Below are 16,113 nucleotides of genomic sequence, written 5' to 3'. Positions count from 1 at the left end.
GCCCGCGTCTTTCGGAGCCGACGCTTCGTCGTCGGGCACTGCCATGTCCCTGTCTTCTCCCCGGCGCGCGGATGTTGTCCGCCGCGTCCTTGCCTTCGTCGTCCGTGGCTGGCGCCGGCGCCTCGGCCTCGTCTCCGCCCTCGTGGCCGCGATCACGCTCGCCACGCTGGCCGACGTGATGCTGCCACTCTATGCCGGGCGCCTCGTCGATGCGCTCGCCGGTGCCGAGCGACACGCCGCCCTTGAGGCTGCGTTGCCGGCTTTCGCCATCATGACCGCGCTGAGCCTCGCGACGGTGCTATTGCGCCATGTCGCCTGGAGCCTCGTGGTGCCGCTGACGCTCGGCACGATGTCCGACGTCGCGAGCCAGAGCTTCGCACGCGTCCAGCGCTTCTCGACCGAGTGGCACGCCAACACCTTCTCCGGCTCCACCGTGCGCAAGATCTCGCGGGGGATGTGGGCGCTCGACGGGCTCAACGACGTCCTCCTGCTCTCGATCCTGCCCTCCGTCGTCGTGCTCATGGGCACGACCGTGGTGCTCGGCCTGCATTGGCCGGCGATGGGCGCGGTGATCGGGTTCGGCACGCTCGCCTATGTCGGCACCGCCGTGTTCCTGGCGACGCGGGTGATCGCCCCTGCGGCGACGCTCTCGAACGCCCTCGACACTTGGCTCGGCGGCGCGCTCAGCGACACGATCGGCAACAACGCGGTGGTGAAGGCGTTCGGCGCCGAGGCGCGGGAGGACGAGCGGCTCGCGCGCGTCCTGTCGAAGTGGCGGCGGCGCACCCGGCGCACCTGGATGATCGTGACGTGGAGCGGCACCATTCAGCTCGGGCTGCTGCTGGCCTTCCGCAGCGCCATCGTCGCCACGGCCCTATGGCTGTGGTGGCAGGGCCAAGCGAGCCCCGGCGAAGTCGCCTACGTGCTCACCACCTACTTCGTGGTGCATGGCTATCTCCGCGACATCGGCGGGCACATCAACCACCTGCAACGCTCGGTCAACGAGATGGAGGAACTGGTCGCCCTCGAAGCCGAGTCCTTGGGCGTCGCCGACCGTCCGGGCGCGGTGCCGCTCGCTGTGAGTGGCGGCGCGATCCGATTCGACGCGGTGCGCTTCCACTACGGCACCCACGGCACGCCACTCTACGACGGGCTGTCGGTGACGATTCCCGCCGGCCAGCGCGTCGGCCTCGTCGGGCGCTCCGGGTCGGGCAAGACGACCTTCGTCAAGCTGATCCAGCGGCTCTACGACGTGAGCGGCGGGCACGTGCGCATCGATGGGCAGGACGTGGCGGGCGCGACGCAGGCGAGCCTGCGGGCGCAGGTCGCCATCGTCCCGCAGGAGCCGGTGCTGTTCCACCGCTCGCTTGCCGAGAACATCGCCTATGCCCGGCCCGGCGCCTCGCTCGAAGAGATCGAGCGGGCGGCGCGGCTCGCCAACGCGCACGACTTCATCGCGCGGCTGCCGAAGGGCTATGCCACGCTGGTGGGCGAGCGCGGCGTCAAGCTGTCCGGCGGCGAGCGGCAGCGGGTGGCGCTGGCCCGCGCCTTCCTCGCGGATGCGCCGATCCTGATCCTGGACGAGGCGACGTCCAGTCTCGATTCGGAATCGGAAGCGCTGGTGCAGGAGGCGATGGAGCGGCTGATGCGCGGGCGCACCGCGATCGTGATCGCTCACCGTCTCTCGACGGTGCGCGCCCTCGACCGCATCCTCGTGTTCGACCGGGGCCGCATCGTCGAGGACGGGGCGCACGCCGCGCTGATGCGGCGCCCGAACGGGGCCTACCGCGCCCTGTTCGAGCGGCAATCGGAACTGGCGGAGAACGCGTGAGGATCCTGTTCGTCTGCGGCCGGGCGCGCGCCCGCAGCCCGACCGCGGAGCAGGTGTTTTCGCTGTGGCCCGGCCTGGAGACGGCTTCGGCGGGTGTCTCGGACGACGCGGACAAGCCCGTGGAGGCCGATCACCTCGCCTGGGCGGAGATCATCGTGGTGATGGAGCGCGCGCATCGGCGCAAGCTGATGCGCCGCTTCCGGCCGGCGCTCCGGCACGCCCGGATCGTCTGCCTCGATGTGCGCGATGACGACGCCTTCATGGAGCCGGCGCTGGTGCGCCTGCTCGAAGCGCGGGCGGGGCGGTTCCTGCCGCCCGGATGCAAGCCCGGTTGAGCTTCGCCCACAGAACCCGCGCCGCGCTTTCGTCGCCGGAGCGCGAACACTCACCACCGGAAGTTTTGTGTGAAGCACGCCCGGTGTTTGATCCCGCCCTCATGTGAGCTGCCCTGCAGCCGCCGCAGCGCAGCACGGTGAGAGGCGGATCATCCTTGAACGGGGCAGTTTCCCAGGGCTTGGATCGGTCTCGCGCCAGCCTGAATGAGAGCCGATATTAATAATTTGTTGAGCATAGAGTCCTTACCGTGCTGCCTTCTCAAGGAGCGTCGGGCATGCGCGAACATCGAAAATCGCGGACGATCGAGCACGCTCACGCCGCGGATTCGGTCGAGCGCACCCTCGCCAAGGCCATCGCCCACCGCACCGCCGGACGTTACGAGAAAGCCCGCCGCAACCTTCAGCGCGTGCTGGACGCGGTGCCGCATCACGCGGGCACGCACCACGAACTCGGCCTCCTGACCAGCAAAGCGGACGGACCCGGACCGGCGGTCCCGCATTTCGTCGCCGCCCTGAGGGCTGAGCCCGAGCAGCCACGCCATTGGCTGGCTCTGGCCGTGACGCTCCTCGTGCTGAACCGGCTCGACGAGGCGCGTGCCCTGATGGAGCAATTCCGGAATCGGGACATCGCCGACGATGCATCACGCGCGATCCTCAAGGATTTCGCCGACCATGCCTTCGCGCGGGGACAGGAGCGCTACATCGCGGGCGACCTCGCCGCTGCGGAGACCCTGGCCGACCTCGTCATTGGCCTGGACGAAACCCACGCCAACGCGACCCATCTCGCGGGCGCCATCGCCGCGGGGAAGGGCCGACACCAGCAGGCGTTCGACCTGTTCAGCATCGCGATCTACCGCGACCCCGACAACGCCGGCTATTTCAGCAGCCTCGGTGCGGTCCTGATCACGCTGGGCGACTACACCGGCGCCATCTCGGCTTTGGAGCGGGCGGTCTCCCTCAATCCCAACCTCGCGATCGCGCATTCGAATCTGTCCGGTGTCTATCAGCGCGTCAGTCATCACAGCGCGGCCGTGACCCATGCGCGGCGTGCCGTCGCGCTCGATCCCGGCCTCTCCAACGCGCACAACAATCTCGGTTGCAGCCTGAAGAGTCTCGGCCACTTGCCCGAGGCGCTCGCAAGTTTCGACCGGGCGCTCGCGACCGATCCCAGGCATATCACCGCCCATTCCAACCGGCTGTTCACCAAGCTCTATGCCGAGGGCGTTCCGCACACCGACTACGCGGCCGACGCGCGCAGCTTCGGCGCACGTTTCGCCGATCCGCTGCTGCGCAGGCGCCCCTTCGCCAACGATCGTGATCCCGACCGCCGCCTGCGAATCGGATTCGTCTCGGGCGACCTCTGCACCCACGCCGTCGCCCGCTTCATCGAGCCGTTCCTGCGCCACTTGGATCGGAGGCAGTTCGAGGCGCGCGCCTACATGACCCAGGCGGCGGAAGACGCCGTTTCGGCCCGCCTGCGGACTCTGTTCGATGGTTGGCACAACATCGCCGGCCTCAACGACGACGAGGCCGCAGACCTCATCGAGTCGGAGAAGATCGATATCCTCGTCGATCTGTCCGGCCACAGCGCCGGCCACCGTTTGCTTGTCTTCGCTCGGAAGCCGGCACCGGTTCAGGTCACGTGGATGGGCCACCCGGCGACCACGGGGCTGCGCGCCATGGATTACCGCCTGACCGATGCCCGTCTCGACGTGCCCGGCCAGACGGAAAGCCTGCACACGGAGACGGTGTGGTGGCTGCCGGGCGTCTCCGCCACCTACGAGGCGCATCACGATATCCCGCCCGTGCGGGAGCGACCGCCCTTCGAAGACAACGGCTTCGTCACCTTCGGTGTCATGAACCGCTTCGAGAAGATCAGCGACGGCGCTTTGAAGACCTGGGCCGCCATCCTGCAGGCGCTTCCCGACGCGCGTCTGTTCGTGGTCGTGGCCGATGTCGAGACGGCCGTCATTCGGGAACAGGTCAGTGCACGTCTGTCGATGGCCGGGATACCGCTCGACCGTCTGCGGCTGCGTCCGCGCGTCACGACGACATATTTCGACCTCTACCACGAGTTCGACATCGCCCTCGATTCGTTTCCCTACAACGGTGGGACGACGAGTTGCGACACGCTCTGCATGGGCGTCCCCTTCATCGCGCTGCGGGGCAGCCAAGCGGTCTCGCGGGTCGGTTCATCGCTGCTGGAGGCGATTGGACTGGAAGAACTCGTAGGCGACACGCCCGACGGTTATGCGACCCGCGCGCTGGAACTCGCACATAATCCGGATCGCCTCCGCGCCATCCGCACGAACCTGCGCGAGCGCATGTTCGATGGTCCGGTCATGGACCATGCGCGCTTCGCGCGGGACATGGGCGACGCTTTCCGCTCCATGTGGAAAGGTTGGCTCGAGACGCACCGCTCCGCGTGAGCCGGGTGCGGTCTTGATCCCTTTGCGTGAATAATTTTGTTAACCAGCGCTTGAGCCGGGGCATTAGAAGGCGGGCAAAAATCCCATTCAGCGCACGGCGTTGAGAAGCGAAGAATTGTCAGCGCAAGAATTGATTCGATCAGAAATCGCTCTGTCCGAAATTTTCGGATTTCGAATTCCCGCTGCCGCTCAGCTTTTTGGCTTCATCGAGAGCTGCTTGGCAGGAGCGGCGAACACCGTCATGTTCGGTTTAACCGAGCGGACCACGATCGAACCTGCCCCGATCGTCGCACCGTCGCCGATTGTCACCTTCGGCAAGAGACGTGCCCCCGAACCGATCAGGACATCCCTGCCAATCCGCACATAGCCCGTGACATCGACCATCGAACTCAGCGTCGTGAACTCGCCGCACACGCTGTCATGGCCAAAGCCCGAATAATTGTTCAGCGTCACGAAGCGCTCGATACGGGTGTCGGGCAGCGCCATGGTATAGGGGCACATGATGACGCCCTCAGCAATCGACGCCGTGCGCACGACGGTCGCGGTCGGATGGCGCAACGTCGCGAAACGGGCGCCACGCGACTGAAGCAACTCGACCACGCGGCGCTTCTTGGCAGGCGCGCCCAACGCGACCACGAACAGATCGCCCGGTGTCGGCGTGTAGTCCTGCAGGCTTGAAATTCGGGGTAGGTCATAGCCGGGCAATTGTTGGACCACGTCATCGATGTACCCGGCGAGGGGAGGCAACGTCCCTGCCGCGTGGCAGTCTCCTGCCCAGAAGTACACTTCCCGCCCGAATCCGCCGGCGCCGACCAGAATAAGGCGTTCCCGCGCTGCCATTTTGCCGACCCTTCTTTGACTCTATGTGTTTTCCCCGATATTCGAGGTGTAAACATTCGCATGCTAAGCTATTTTGTTAGGTTGGCATTGCATTTCACCGTACGGACGGGCCTTGCCTCGGGTCGTCGACATAGGGCGACCTAGTGCGCTACTTTACATCAACTGATGGTCATCATAATCCTGTTTCGCTCCTCCTTCGCCGCCACGAACTTGAGTGGTGCGGGGAAAACTCCTTCGGCATGGTCGCCGCGTGACCTCGAAAGAGAGGCGAGAATGTCGAGAGAGTTGTGAGAAGGCTGGTTCGAGAACGAAACGCCAATGCTGCCTTGCGCAAATTACTACCGTCCCGAGATCCTCGGCGACGAACTGAACACTCTGTTCGATCCACTTTGGCAATTCGGAGCGCTGGCAGGAGAACTCGCCGCGGATCGCGATTTCGTCTGCGTCGATTACAAGAACACGGCGACCGTCCTGCAGAACTTCCGCGGCGAGATCCGGGCATTCGCCAATGTGTGCAGCCATCGGTTCAACCGCATCCAGCCGGGCGAGCGCGGCAACCGGCCGCTGATGTGTGCCTATCATGGCTGGAGCTTCGACAGCACCGGTTTCCCGCATGGCATGCCGCGCCGCGACGGATTCGCGCTCGATGATCGCGAGCGGTTATGCCTGACCCGTTACGAAATTGAGACGTGTGGGATTTTCGTATTTTTTCGTAAGCGGAGCGGCGGGCCGTCTCTGCGCGAGTATCTGGGTGCATTCTATCCACTGCTCGAGCAGATCGGTTCCTGTTTCGGGCCGGAGATCGATACCGGAACGCTCATCCATGCAGCAAATTGGAAGCTGCTCGTCGAGAACGTTCTCGAATGCTACCATTGCTCCGTCGTCCATCAGGACACCTTTGTGAAAACGCTCGGGATTGGCAGGGCAGGCATCGAGCAGGAACGGTTCGACGGACCGCATTCCAGTAGCCACTTCCCGCGCACCGCGACGGCCGGAGAGGCCCGGCGACAGAAGGCGCTCGCCTACCTCGATACGCGCGCGTTCACCCACGACTCCTTTTTTCACATTCACATCTTTCCCAACCTGTTCATCTCATCGACGCAGGGTCTGTCTTTCTATGTCGGCCACGCTTTGCCTCTGTCGGCAACGGAAACCGGACTGCGCTTTCGGCTTTTCGAACCGAAGCTCGACCTGACCCGCGCGCAGCGAGCGGCACAGGATATGATCAATCAGTCGGGCAAAGCGCTGGGTCGCGCGGTGATCGACGAGGACCGCGCGATCCTAGAGAATGTTCAGCGGGGCGTCGAACTGTCGGAGAAGCCCGGCGTGATCGGTCGCGACGAGATCCGGATCGCCGCGTTCATGCGCGCCTACACACACCTCATCGGTGGCGGCTCACTTGGCGGTATACCCCCCGTCGACGACCATATTGCTGCCTGTGATCCAGCGCGAAGCATCGCTGAGTAGAAACATCGCAGCATGGGCGACATCGTCGGGTCGGCCAAAACCGAGCATGTGCAGCGCCTCGTAGTTCCGCACCATTTCGCTGCCGACGGATTCCGTGAAATCACGGTGCATCGCCGTCTCGATCCCGCCTGCAACGATTGAATTCACCCGGATGCGACGGTCGGCCATTTCCGACGCCAGTACGCGCACCATGCCGTCCACCGCAGCCTTGGCAGCCGAATAGGCGCTCATGCCGGGGCGCCCGCGCATCGACGACACCGACGACATGAACACCAGAGATCCGCCATCCATCACGACGTCCTTCTTCGCAGCCGCCCGAGCGACTCCGAACGCGCCGCGGACGCCCGCCGCGAAGACATCGTCGAGATGGCGGTTCTTGGTGGCCCGCGCCGGAAGGATCAGTGCCGTGCCCGCAGAATGGAAAATGCCGCAGAAACGACCGTGCTGCTTGGCGATCCCCTGAACGAGGTCCGCGGTTACCTCGGCGTCGCTCAGATCGGCGGAATGGCTGGAATGGCCGTTGCCAGCGAGCAAGGCAGCGATCGCGGCAAGGCGTTCGGTGTTGCGGCCGATCAGGGCCACCCGCGCTCCGGCCTCTGCCAGCCGCACCGCCGTATGCTGACCTATTCCCGATGAGGCTCCGGTGATCAGGAAGTGACGTCCCTCGAAGGCTTCGCGGGAGAAGATCACAGCGAAATCGTCTCGCAGCAGCGGAGCGGGCCGATCCGCATCGAGGCCGCTGCCCACGAGTAGCCGACCCCGAAGCCGAACAGGGCCACCTGGCAATCGCCTGTCATCAGCGCATCCGCCCGGTCGGTGGTCATGAGCAGCGGCAAGGTCGCGCTGCTGGTGTTGCCGTAGCGGTCGATGTTGATCGGCACCTTCTCCGGCGGCAGCTTCGCTTTCTTGGCGAGGTGTCGGATCATGAACGCGTTCGCCTGATGGAGGAGGAACATGTCGTAATCCTCGAACTCCTCGCCCGCCGCGGCCATGGTGTCCCTGATCAGCGACGGCACGGCCTTGAGCGTGAAGTTGAACACCTCACCGCCATCCATGAACAGCTTGTCGAGGGGATGGCCCTCCAATCGGCCGGTGGCCTCGCGTTTGCGGAAGGCACCCTGGGGGACGATGAGGTTGTCGGCCCCCTGGCCGTCGGTACCGAGAATGAACCAAGCAGGATCGGCGTCGGGAACGGTCGCTTCGATCGCGGTCACGGTTCCGGCATCGCCGAACAGAAGGGCGGTGCCGCGATCGTCGGGATCGTTCATGATACTGCTGGTGTCGCCGACGGCGAGGAGGATCCGCTTGGCCGCGCCGGTCTGGACCATCATCATCGCCATCCAGAGGCCGTAGGGATAACCCGAGCAGCCCAGCGACACGTCGAAGGCGAGAATGCCCGTGCGTAGGCCGAGCCGATGCTGCAGCACGCAGGATGTCGCCGGCAGCCGGTAATCCGGCGTCTGCGAGACGAAGATGATGCCGTCGACGCTCCCGCGTTCCCAGCCGAGACGGTCAAGCAAGCATTCGGCAGCGGCGGCGCACAAGTCGGAGGTCGTGGTGCCGTCCTCGACCCAATAGCGGGTCCTGACGCCGGTCATCTTGACCACCTCGTGGACCTTGTCGCCGAAACGATCGAGGAAGTCCTCGTTCTCGATTCGACGTGAGGGCAGACAGGAGACGACCCCGGCGATTCGGGATCCCGACGTGCGCGCGGTCTGCCCGCTCGAGGCCATCTACGCCTCGCTCTCGGTCGGGCGTGCTGCAATCAAGCGCTCGATGTCGCCGACTGTCTCGCACGCAGCGAGGGCCGTGGCGTTGACAGCCCTGTCATACTGCTCATCGATCAGGGCAATGGTGGAGACCACAGCCAGCGAGTCCCACGACGTATTTTCCAGGCGCAGGTCGGCCGTCATTTGGTCCGGCTCGACCTCAAGGATTTCAGCGAGTTCTTCGTAAAAGCCGCTCATTGTCATCCCTTCATGAAGCTCAGCAGACGATCGAAGCCCCGGCCCACGAGAGTCCGACGCCGAACCCGATCACGACGAGGCGGCGACCGAGTGCCATTTGCCCCTTATCCCGCAGGTTTGCCAGAACGAAGGGGATGGTCGACGACACGGTGTTACCGATGTCCTCGTAGTGGTGGGGCACCTTTTCGGCGGGGAGGCCCATCTTGCGCTGCAGCGCGTTCAACATAAGCTTGTTCGCTTGATGAAGGACGACGTGATCCACGTCCGCTTGGGTTAGGCCGCTTGCCTCCAGCAGGCGCGCAAAGGTGCGCGGCACCTCCCGCAAGGAAAAGCTCATCACATTGGCACCATTCATGTATAGGTGTTCGGGCGAACGAACATTGCCGTGTGAATCCTCTCCTGCCAGACCAGTCTCCGGCCCCCGAGGAGTGCGAAAGCCACCCGCTTCGACGATCAGATCCTTGCCGCCCGCGCCATCGGTGCCGAACACAAAAGGGCCGATTACGGACTTGCTGCTCGCCGTGATCAGTGTTGCTGCGGAACCGTCACCGAACAACGTGCGGACGCTCTTGTCGCCTTCATGGATGAACTTGGAATAGGTGTCGGCCGTCAGGAGAAGCACGTTGCGCGCTGCGCCCGCCGCGATCAGCCCGGTTGCCAAAGCGAGACCGTAGACGAAGCCGGAGCACCCGAGATTCACGTCGAGCGCGCCGACATGCCGACCCAAGCCGAGCCGGTCTTGGAGGAGGCAGGCCGTGGTTGGCAGCAGATAGTCGGGCGCCTGGGTGCAGAAAATGAGGAAATCGATATCCTCGCGCGCGCAATCGCCTGCCGCAAATAACTTCTCGGCGGCATGAAAGGCCAGGTCGCCTGCCGTCTCGTACTCTGCAGCCACACGACGTTCGCGGATGCCGGTCTTGTCGAGAATCTTCTCGGAGGACCAATCTGGATAGAGTTCGGCGAGATGTTCGTTCGTGAGGACACGCTCGGGGAGATGCGTCGCGATCGCGGCGATACGCGCGCCGACGGTCCGGCCTTCGGATTGAATGGCAGAAATCATCGGCCTACGACAAAAAGTGCACAGTCCTCATTCCGAGAATCTTTGGCCTGTCGGCATCATGGCGTCTTATTCTCTGGAGGCATCATACAGAACCACGTGGCTTGTGCCGAGCTTGTGCGTGGGTATTCGCCTTTCACAACCTGGGCCCCTGGTTTCTCCCGGAGACTGATGGTGATGCGGCCTCGGTTTCGAAGAACGCGTCGCACGGGCCACCGACTCTCTGTACGAGCCAGTTACGCCGCTTGCTCGTACCCGATGCCCGGTGAAAAGACCGACCCGAACAGATCCTTCGGGTCCTTCGGCTCGGGGATGAGATCGAGCCCCGGGCCGGGGCCGGCGATGTCCTTCAGGCAGCGCAAGGCCGAAAAGTCCTCCAGCGCAAAGCCGACCGAGTCGAACAGGGTGATCTCGTCGCAGCCGACGCGGCCCGGCGCGTCGCCGCGCAGCACGCGCCACAATTCGGTGACGGGATAGTCCGCAGGCATCTGCTGGATCTCGCCCTCGATGCGCGATTGCGGTTCGTATTCCACGATCGTGCGGGCCCGGGCCACGATGTCCGGGTGCAACTCGGTCTTGCCGGGGCAGTCGCCGCCGATGGCGTTGAGATGCTGGCCCGGCTCCACGAGGCCGGGGGTGAGGATCGTGGCGCGGGTCTTATCGGCGGTCGCCGTAGTCACGATGTCGGCACCCGCCACCGCCTCACCGATGGAGCGGGCGCAGACGAGCCGCAACCCATGGCCGTCGAGGTTGGCCCGCGCCTTCGCCATCGCCGCGGGATCGACGTCGAACAGCCGAATCTCGCTGATGCCGAGTGCCATTTTGAAAGCGAGGGCCTGGAACTCGGCCTGCGCGCCGGTGCCGATCAGCGCCATGGAGCGGCTCTCGGGCCGTGCGAGAACGGACGCCGCGAGCGCCGAGGTCGCCGCCGTGCGCAGGGCCGTCAGCACGCTCATCTCGCAGATCAGCAGCGGATAACCCGTCGCCACGTCCGCGAGCATGCCGAAGGCGACGACAGTCTGCTTGCCCAGCCGTGTGTTGCCGGGATGACCGTTGACGAACTTGAATGTATAGAGCCGCGCATCCGCGATCGGCATCAGCTCGATCACCCCGCCGGCCGAGTGGCTCGCGAGGCGCGGGGCGAGATCGAATTCGGGCCAGCGCAGGAAATCGGCGCGGAGTTCGTCGATGAGACGACGCAGGATCGGCTCCGGCCCCTCCCGGCGCAGCAGAGCCGCCATCTCACCACTGCCGATGTAGCGCGTCACGTCCGTCTCCCGAATCTTCCGTGGCGCAAGCATGGCTGAGACAAGCGGATAATCGACAGCGGGAGAATTGCTCGATCGGGACAGACAATCGTCCGATCTGCTAAGCTGAACTGCTCAAAGTGGAAAGACCATGCTCGACGCGACCGATCGTCAGCTCATCGCCCTGCTGCGAACCGAGGCGCGGATGCCGGTGGCCAAGCTCGCCGCGGCGCTCGGCGTCACGCGGGCGACGGTGCGGGCCCGGCTCGACCGTCTTGTGATGTCCGGAATCATCACCGGCTTCACCATCACGGTGCGGAACCCGGAGCCCGGGGGCTTGCGGGCGGTGACGCTGATCGAGGTGGATGGGCGCCATGCGGAGAGCGTGATCCGCCGCCTGTCCGGCCTGCCGGAGATCCGGGCGCTTCACACCACCAATGGCCGCTGGGATATCGTCGCCGAGATCGAGGTGCCGACGCTCGGCGATTTCGACGCGCTCCTGCGCACGATCCGTCAGTTCGACGGGATCGCCAATTCCGAGACCAGTATCCTGCTCGCGGCCCGGAAGGGTGGATGAGCCGGGGGCACAGATTGAAGTGCCCGTTCACGCATCGTTCTCGGCCCGGCGACGAAGGCGCGGAGGGAATTCCGTCCGTGGCGCCTGCGTGTCTCACACACAACGCCTGCCGCGCTGTCATCGCCAGAGCGAGAACGGTCAGGGACCGGGAGTTTTGTCAGTCACTCTAAGCCGGCACGCCGTAGATCGCGTTGGCGCGGGCCTCGAACGCATCGGTGAATTTGCGGAAGGCGCGGTCGAACATCGTGCCCATAAGGAGGCCGAGGGTCCGGCTCTTGAACTCGTAGGTGATGAAGAAATCGACCTCGCAGCCACCGCCCTCGGCATCGCGGAAGGACCAGCGGTTCTCCAGATGCCTGAATGGACCGTCGATATATTCGGCGACGATCTTGCGGTTCTCGCGGTCGAGACTCACGCGGGTGGTGAACCGCTCGCGGATCGCCTTGTAGCCGACACCCATCTCCGCGACCCGCACCGTCGAGCCGTTCGGCCCCTCCGCGTCGCGCAGCACCCGCAGCGATTCGCAGAGCGGCAGGAACTCGGGATAGCGCTCGATATCGGCGACGAGGTCATACATCTGCGTCGCCGTGTGACGCACTTTCCTCGTGATGCGGAAGGATGGCATTCGGGCTCAGGCGTTGACGGCGCGGATGCTGGCAGCCACCGGTACGGGCCCGAGCTTGGCCAGACGAGCCGCCTTCAGCCGGGCGAAATCCTCGCCGGCGTGATGCGACGAGCGCGTGAGCGGCGTCGCCGAGACCAGCAGGAAGCCCTTGGCATAGGCCGTGGTCTCGTAGGCTTTGAACTCGTCCGGCGGCACGAAGCGCACGACCTCATGGTGCTTGCGGGTCGGTTGCAGATATTGGCCGATGGTGAGGAAGTCGACCTCTGCCGAACGCAGATCGTCCATGAGTTGCACGACTTCGTTCCGCTCCTCGCCGAGGCCGACCATGATGCCGGACTTGGTGAAGATCGTCGGATCGAGTTCCTTCACCCGCTGGAGCAGGCGCACCGAGTGGAAGTAGCGGGCACCGGGCCGCACGGTGACGTACTTGCCGGGCACGGTCTCCATATTGTGGTTGAACACGTCGGGCTTGGCCGCGACCACCACTTCGAGGGCGCCGGGCTTGCGCAGGAAGTCGGGCGTCAGGATCTCGACGGTGGTACCGGGGCTTGCCCGGCGGATCGCGGCGATCGTGCGCGAGAAATGCTCGGCGCCGCCATCCTTGAGGTCGTCACGATCGACCGAGGTGACGACGACATGGTGCAGTCCGAGCTTGGCCACCGCCTCGGCGACCTTCTCCGGCTCGGCCTCGTCAAGCGCCGCCGGCAGGCCCGTACGCACGTTGCAGAACGAGCAGGCGCGGGTGCAGGTGTCCCCCATGATCATGAAGGTGGCGTGCCGCTTTTCCCAGCACTCGCCGATATTGGGGCAGCCCGCCTCCTCGCAGACCGTGACGAGGTTGTTGGCGCGGACGATGTCCTTGGTTTCGGCCCAGAGCTTGGAGCCCGGCGCCTTCACCCGGATCCAGTCCGGCTTGCGCTGGATGGCGGTGTCCGGCCGGTGCGCCTTCTCGGGATGGCGCGGACGCGCGGGCGCATCCAGCTTGGGCCGGGTGTCTTTGTTCAGGAGATCGAGGACAACGGCCATGGCGATGCGGGGTGAGCCTCACGGGAGCCGGACCGGGCAACCCGGCCGCATCTCTGACTTAAGGCCTTGCGGTGGCTGCGCCTAGGGCGGGGGCGACAACCCGCCCCGGCCGTAACCCCGTCGCTGGACGGCTCCCCTACTGCTTGTCGCGGCCGGGGGCCGAGGCGTAGCGGGCCGGACCGGGGATGCGCAGCTCGGGTGCCGTCGGGGCGGTGTACTCGGCGGTCAACGTCGGCTGGACGCGACCGGTGAGCGGAAGCCCGATCATGCCCGAACTCGCGGCGGCGACTTGGAGCGGCATCAGGCGGCCGGTGGCCGTCTGCACCACGGCGCGGGGCTGGACCGCCGGGAGATAACCTTCGCGGTCGCTCTTCTCGTAGAAGACGTTGCCGCCGGCCGCGACGACGTAGTGCATGTTGTTGTACGGGAACTTGTAGCCTGCGGTGTGGAAGTGCAGCGCCGGCCCCACCCCGTCGTGGCGCTTGCCCGAGAGCAGTGCGTCGGCGACCCGCTCCAGCCGCGGCCGGTCCTGGTCACGGACGGGCTTCGTCAGCACGCCGTTGGCGAACTGCCGCTTCTGACCGACGACTTCGCAGATCCGGCCGGGATAGGCCGGCGCGTCCAGGCGGTTCATCACCACCGTGCCGACGGCGAGCAGTCCATCCTCGTCGCTGCGGTTCGATTCGAAGTACATCGCCCGGGCGAGGCATTCCTTGTCGACAGGGGTCGGCGGCTGCACGACTTTGGCGTTCATTGCGATCGAGCCGGTGGTCAGCTCAGCCTGATGCGGAAACAGACCGCATCCCCCAAGACCCGAACCGGTCAGCGCTAGCCCAAAAAGGCAGAGGAGACGGAGGGTCCGGTCGGCTCGCATGCAGGCTCCTGAAGGCTAACGACGCTGGGTAGCCAAGCTGGACCATTCTGCCCACAGGTGCAAAGAAACTGTTAAGCCTGGGCATCGAAACCGGGGTGGTGTGTCCTTTGGCACACGCTCACCTTCCCGCACACCCGCGACCGGCATTGAACGGAGTGGCGAGCACGGACGTTGATGACATTGGAGCAACGTCAGCGAAGGGCCGGGCCATGATGGAAACGCGTTCGGAAACGCCCGCCGCTTTCGAAGAGCGCATGCGCGAGGAGGCGGCCGCGGCCGGGCGTACCGCGTTGGAGGCCTCGCTCCAACGCTTCCCACAGGAGCAGCGCGACGCATTCTGGAACGCGATCGGGCTCTATTATACGAGCCGCCGCCATCCGGGTGCCGACGGGGCGGCCGTGCAACGGGTCGCCACGACCGCCTGATCGGGTCTCGCGGAGTTTTCGATGCGCACCCCTGCGAAGGTCGGCCTTGCCGCACTCGCCGTCCTGCTGCTCGGTGGGGCGGCGTTCCTGCGTTTCGTCGTCTATCCGGAATCCGCCTCGCTCGACGTGGCGGCGAGCAGCGGGTCGAGTCCGGCCCTGCCGGCGCCGAACCCGACGCTGATGCCGACTGTCAACATTGCCCGCGTGGTGCGCTGGGCGGAGGGCGCCAAGCCGAAAGCTGCGGAGGGCCTGAGCGTCGCCGCCTTCGCCACCGGGCTCGACCATCCGCGCTGGCCTGTCGTGCTGCCCAACGGCGACGTGCTCGTCGCCGAGAGCCAGGCACCGAAATCCGGCGACCACTCGACCAGCGTCACCGATTGGGTGGCCGACAGGGTGAAAAGCCTCGCCGGAGCCGGCGGCGCGAGTCCGGACCGCATCGTGCTCCTGCGCGATCGGGACGGGGACGGCGTGGCCGAGGAGCGCCACGTCCTCCTCAAGGGGCTCACCTCACCCTTCGGTATGGCGCTTGTCGGCTCCGACCTCTACGTGGCCAACGCCGACGCGCTGGTCCGCGTGCCCTACGCGGAAGGGCAGACCGAGATCACGGCGACCCCCGAAAAGGTCGTCGATCTGCCTGCCGGCATCAACCACCACTGGACCAAGAACGTGGTCGCGAGCCCGGACGGACGAAAGCTCTTCATCACCGTGGGCTCGAACAGCAATGTCGGCGAGAACGGCCTCGACATCGAGAAGGGCCGGGCCGCGATCTGGCAATATACGATCGCCACCAAGGCGATGCGCGAATACGCCACCGGCCTGCGCAACCCCAACGGTCTCGCCTTCGAGCCGGTGACCGGCGACCTGTGGACCGCGGTGAACGAACGTGACGAGATCGGCAGCGATCTCGTGCCGGACTACATCACCCGCGCGAAGGAGGGCGCCTTCTATGGCTGGCCGTGGAGCTACTGGGGTCAGCACGTGGACGAACGGGTGCAGCCGGCGCGGCCGGAAAAGGTGAAGCAGGCGATCGCCCCCGACTACGCCGTCGGGACCCATACGGCCTCGCTGGGCATCGCTTTCGCAACGGGGTCGAGCCTGCCGGATGCCTGGAAGAGCGGCCTCTTCGTCGCTCAGCACGGTTCGTGGAACCGTCGGCCGAAGAGCGGCTATAAGGTGATCTACGTGCCCTTCAAGGATGGACAGCCATCCGGTGCCCCGGTTGACGTGCTGACCGGCTTCCTCAACGCCGATGAAAAGGCCCAGGGGCGGCCCGTCGGCGTCGCGATCGACAAGGCCGGCGCGCTTCTCGTGACGGACGATGTCGGCAATGCGGTGTGGCGGGTAACCGGCGCGGCGGCGTCGAACTGATCGATGGCCGGGACTTTCCGGCCTGACCGACACGCGACGAGGATG

The 16,113-nt window shown here is 65.5% G+C and carries 16 protein-coding genes; 7 read left to right on the top strand and 9 right to left on the bottom strand.

Annotation, left to right across the window (positions count from 1 at the left end):
* Positions 1-43: 43 nt before the first annotated feature.
* The 3 genes from Y590_RS13105 to Y590_RS13095 all read left to right on the top strand — a co-directional run bounded on the left by Y590_RS13105 (position 44) and on the right by Y590_RS13095 (position 4,595).
* Entirely contained in the window at positions 44-1,831 is a 1,788-nt protein-coding gene (locus Y590_RS13105; protein WP_060770229.1) for an ABC transporter ATP-binding protein, read from the top strand.
* Positions 1,828-2,166 carry a low molecular weight protein tyrosine phosphatase family protein gene (locus Y590_RS13100; protein ID WP_060770228.1) on the top strand — a complete coding sequence of 113 codons (339 nt, stop codon included), beginning with the start codon at positions 1,828-1,830 and terminating at the stop codon, positions 2,164-2,166. Before Y590_RS13105 ends, Y590_RS13100 begins: the two co-directional genes overlap by 4 nt.
* Before the next feature lie 275 nt (positions 2,167-2,441).
* Positions 2,442-4,595 (top strand): tetratricopeptide repeat protein, encoded by a 2,154-nt coding sequence (locus tag Y590_RS13095; RefSeq protein WP_060770227.1) that lies wholly within the window; start codon positions 2,442-2,444, stop codon positions 4,593-4,595.
* 189 nt (positions 4,596-4,784) lie between these two features.
* Here the strand turns inward: Y590_RS13095 and Y590_RS13090 are convergent, their stop codons facing one another.
* Entirely contained in the window at positions 4,785-5,435 is a 651-nt protein-coding gene (locus Y590_RS13090; RefSeq protein ID WP_060770226.1) for an acetyltransferase, read from the bottom strand.
* A gap of 318 nt (positions 5,436-5,753) precedes the next feature.
* Between Y590_RS13090 and Y590_RS13085 the strand changes: the two genes are divergently transcribed.
* Positions 5,754-6,902 (top strand): aromatic ring-hydroxylating oxygenase subunit alpha, encoded by a 1,149-nt coding sequence (locus tag Y590_RS13085; RefSeq protein WP_060770225.1) that lies wholly within the window; start codon positions 5,754-5,756, stop codon positions 6,900-6,902.
* Here Y590_RS13085 and Y590_RS13080 read toward each other — a convergent pair.
* The 5 genes from Y590_RS13080 to ocd form a co-directional block, all read right to left on the bottom strand.
* The gene (locus Y590_RS13080; RefSeq protein ID WP_060770224.1) at positions 6,831-7,592 is read right to left on the bottom strand and encodes an SDR family NAD(P)-dependent oxidoreductase; all 762 of its coding nucleotides are present in this window, start codon (positions 7,590-7,592) and stop codon (positions 6,831-6,833) included. The genes Y590_RS13085 and Y590_RS13080 overlap by 72 nt on opposite strands.
* Positions 7,589-8,635, bottom strand: coding sequence for a 3-oxoacyl-ACP synthase III family protein (locus tag Y590_RS13075; protein WP_060770223.1), 1,047 nt, complete (start codon positions 8,633-8,635; stop codon positions 7,589-7,591). The genes Y590_RS13080 and Y590_RS13075 overlap by 4 nt, the downstream gene beginning before the upstream one ends.
* Entirely contained in the window at positions 8,636-8,869 is a 234-nt protein-coding gene (locus tag Y590_RS13070) for an acyl carrier protein (protein ID WP_060772284.1), read from the bottom strand.
* 19 nt (positions 8,870-8,888) lie between these two features.
* Positions 8,889-9,929: a 3-oxoacyl-ACP synthase III family protein gene (locus tag Y590_RS13065; protein WP_060770222.1), complete on the bottom strand. Its 1,041-nt coding sequence runs from the start codon at positions 9,927-9,929 to the stop codon at positions 8,889-8,891.
* A 233-nt stretch (positions 9,930-10,162) separates the two neighbouring features.
* Positions 10,163-11,194, bottom strand: coding sequence for an ornithine cyclodeaminase (ocd, locus tag Y590_RS13060; RefSeq protein WP_060772283.1), 1,032 nt, complete (start codon positions 11,192-11,194; stop codon positions 10,163-10,165).
* A 130-nt stretch (positions 11,195-11,324) separates the two neighbouring features.
* Here ocd and Y590_RS13055 point away from each other — a divergent pair, with 130 nt between their 5' ends.
* Entirely contained in the window at positions 11,325-11,750 is a 426-nt protein-coding gene (locus Y590_RS13055) for an Lrp/AsnC family transcriptional regulator (protein WP_060770221.1), read from the top strand.
* Positions 11,751-11,916: 166 nt separating this feature from the next.
* On the opposite strand, the gene Y590_RS13050 is transcribed toward Y590_RS13055, so the two are convergent.
* The 3 genes from Y590_RS13050 to Y590_RS13040 all read right to left on the bottom strand — a co-directional run bounded on the left by Y590_RS13050 (position 11,917) and on the right by Y590_RS13040 (position 14,275).
* Entirely contained in the window at positions 11,917-12,375 is a 459-nt protein-coding gene (locus Y590_RS13050; protein ID WP_060770220.1) for a type II toxin-antitoxin system RatA family toxin, read from the bottom strand.
* A 6-nt stretch (positions 12,376-12,381) separates the two neighbouring features.
* The gene (gene lipA, locus Y590_RS13045) at positions 12,382-13,401 is read right to left on the bottom strand and encodes a lipoyl synthase (protein ID WP_060770219.1); all 1,020 of its coding nucleotides are present in this window, start codon (positions 13,399-13,401) and stop codon (positions 12,382-12,384) included.
* Between the two features lie 136 nt (positions 13,402-13,537).
* On the bottom strand, positions 13,538-14,275 hold the full coding sequence (locus tag Y590_RS13040) for a cell wall hydrolase (protein WP_060770218.1): 738 nt from the start codon (positions 14,273-14,275) through the stop codon (positions 13,538-13,540).
* 209 nt (positions 14,276-14,484) lie between these two features.
* On the opposite strand from Y590_RS13040, the gene Y590_RS13035 reads away from it, so the two are divergent.
* Positions 14,485-14,700: a hypothetical protein gene (locus tag Y590_RS13035; RefSeq protein ID WP_060770217.1), complete on the top strand. Its 216-nt coding sequence runs from the start codon at positions 14,485-14,487 to the stop codon at positions 14,698-14,700.
* Between the two features lie 21 nt (positions 14,701-14,721).
* Positions 14,722-16,068, top strand: a complete 1,347-nt coding sequence (locus tag Y590_RS13030) for a PQQ-dependent sugar dehydrogenase (RefSeq protein WP_060770216.1) — start codon at positions 14,722-14,724, stop codon at positions 16,066-16,068.
* The last annotated feature ends 45 nt before the right edge of the window (positions 16,069-16,113 follow it).

Source organism: Methylobacterium sp. AMS5, from assembly GCF_001542815.1.
GTDB lineage: Bacteria > Pseudomonadota > Alphaproteobacteria > Rhizobiales > Beijerinckiaceae > Methylobacterium.
This window is presented reverse-complemented; position numbering and strand designations above follow the sequence as displayed.

What these genes read in the sequence shown, in the direction of transcription:
- Y590_RS13070 (WP_060772284.1), bottom strand. Translation starts at nt 8,869, where the DNA reads ATGAGCGGCTTTTACGAAGAACTCGCTGAAATCCTTGAGGTCGAGCCG.
- Y590_RS13095 (WP_060770227.1), top strand. Translation starts at nt 2,442, where the DNA reads ATGCGCGAACATCGAAAATCGCGGACGATCGAGCACGCTCACGCCGCG.
- Y590_RS13055 (WP_060770221.1), top strand. Translation starts at nt 11,325, where the DNA reads ATGCTCGACGCGACCGATCGTCAGCTCATCGCCCTGCTGCGAACCGAG.
- lipA (WP_060770219.1), bottom strand. Translation starts at nt 13,401, where the DNA reads ATGGCCGTTGTCCTCGATCTCCTGAACAAAGACACCCGGCCCAAGCTG.
- Y590_RS13050 (WP_060770220.1), bottom strand. Translation starts at nt 12,375, where the DNA reads ATGCCATCCTTCCGCATCACGAGGAAAGTGCGTCACACGGCGACGCAG.
- Y590_RS13040 (WP_060770218.1), bottom strand. Translation starts at nt 14,275, where the DNA reads ATGCGAGCCGACCGGACCCTCCGTCTCCTCTGCCTTTTTGGGCTAGCG.
- Y590_RS13075 (WP_060770223.1), bottom strand. Translation starts at nt 8,635, where the DNA reads ATGGCCTCGAGCGGGCAGACCGCGCGCACGTCGGGATCCCGAATCGCC.
- Y590_RS13105 (WP_060770229.1), top strand. Translation starts at nt 44, where the DNA reads ATGTCCCTGTCTTCTCCCCGGCGCGCGGATGTTGTCCGCCGCGTCCTT.
- Y590_RS13030 (WP_060770216.1), top strand. Translation starts at nt 14,722, where the DNA reads ATGCGCACCCCTGCGAAGGTCGGCCTTGCCGCACTCGCCGTCCTGCTG.
- Y590_RS13090 (WP_060770226.1), bottom strand. Translation starts at nt 5,435, where the DNA reads ATGGCAGCGCGGGAACGCCTTATTCTGGTCGGCGCCGGCGGATTCGGG.
- Y590_RS13085 (WP_060770225.1), top strand. Translation starts at nt 5,754, where the DNA reads ATGCTGCCTTGCGCAAATTACTACCGTCCCGAGATCCTCGGCGACGAA.
- Y590_RS13065 (WP_060770222.1), bottom strand. Translation starts at nt 9,929, where the DNA reads ATGATTTCTGCCATTCAATCCGAAGGCCGGACCGTCGGCGCGCGTATC.
- Y590_RS13035 (WP_060770217.1), top strand. Translation starts at nt 14,485, where the DNA reads ATGATGGAAACGCGTTCGGAAACGCCCGCCGCTTTCGAAGAGCGCATG.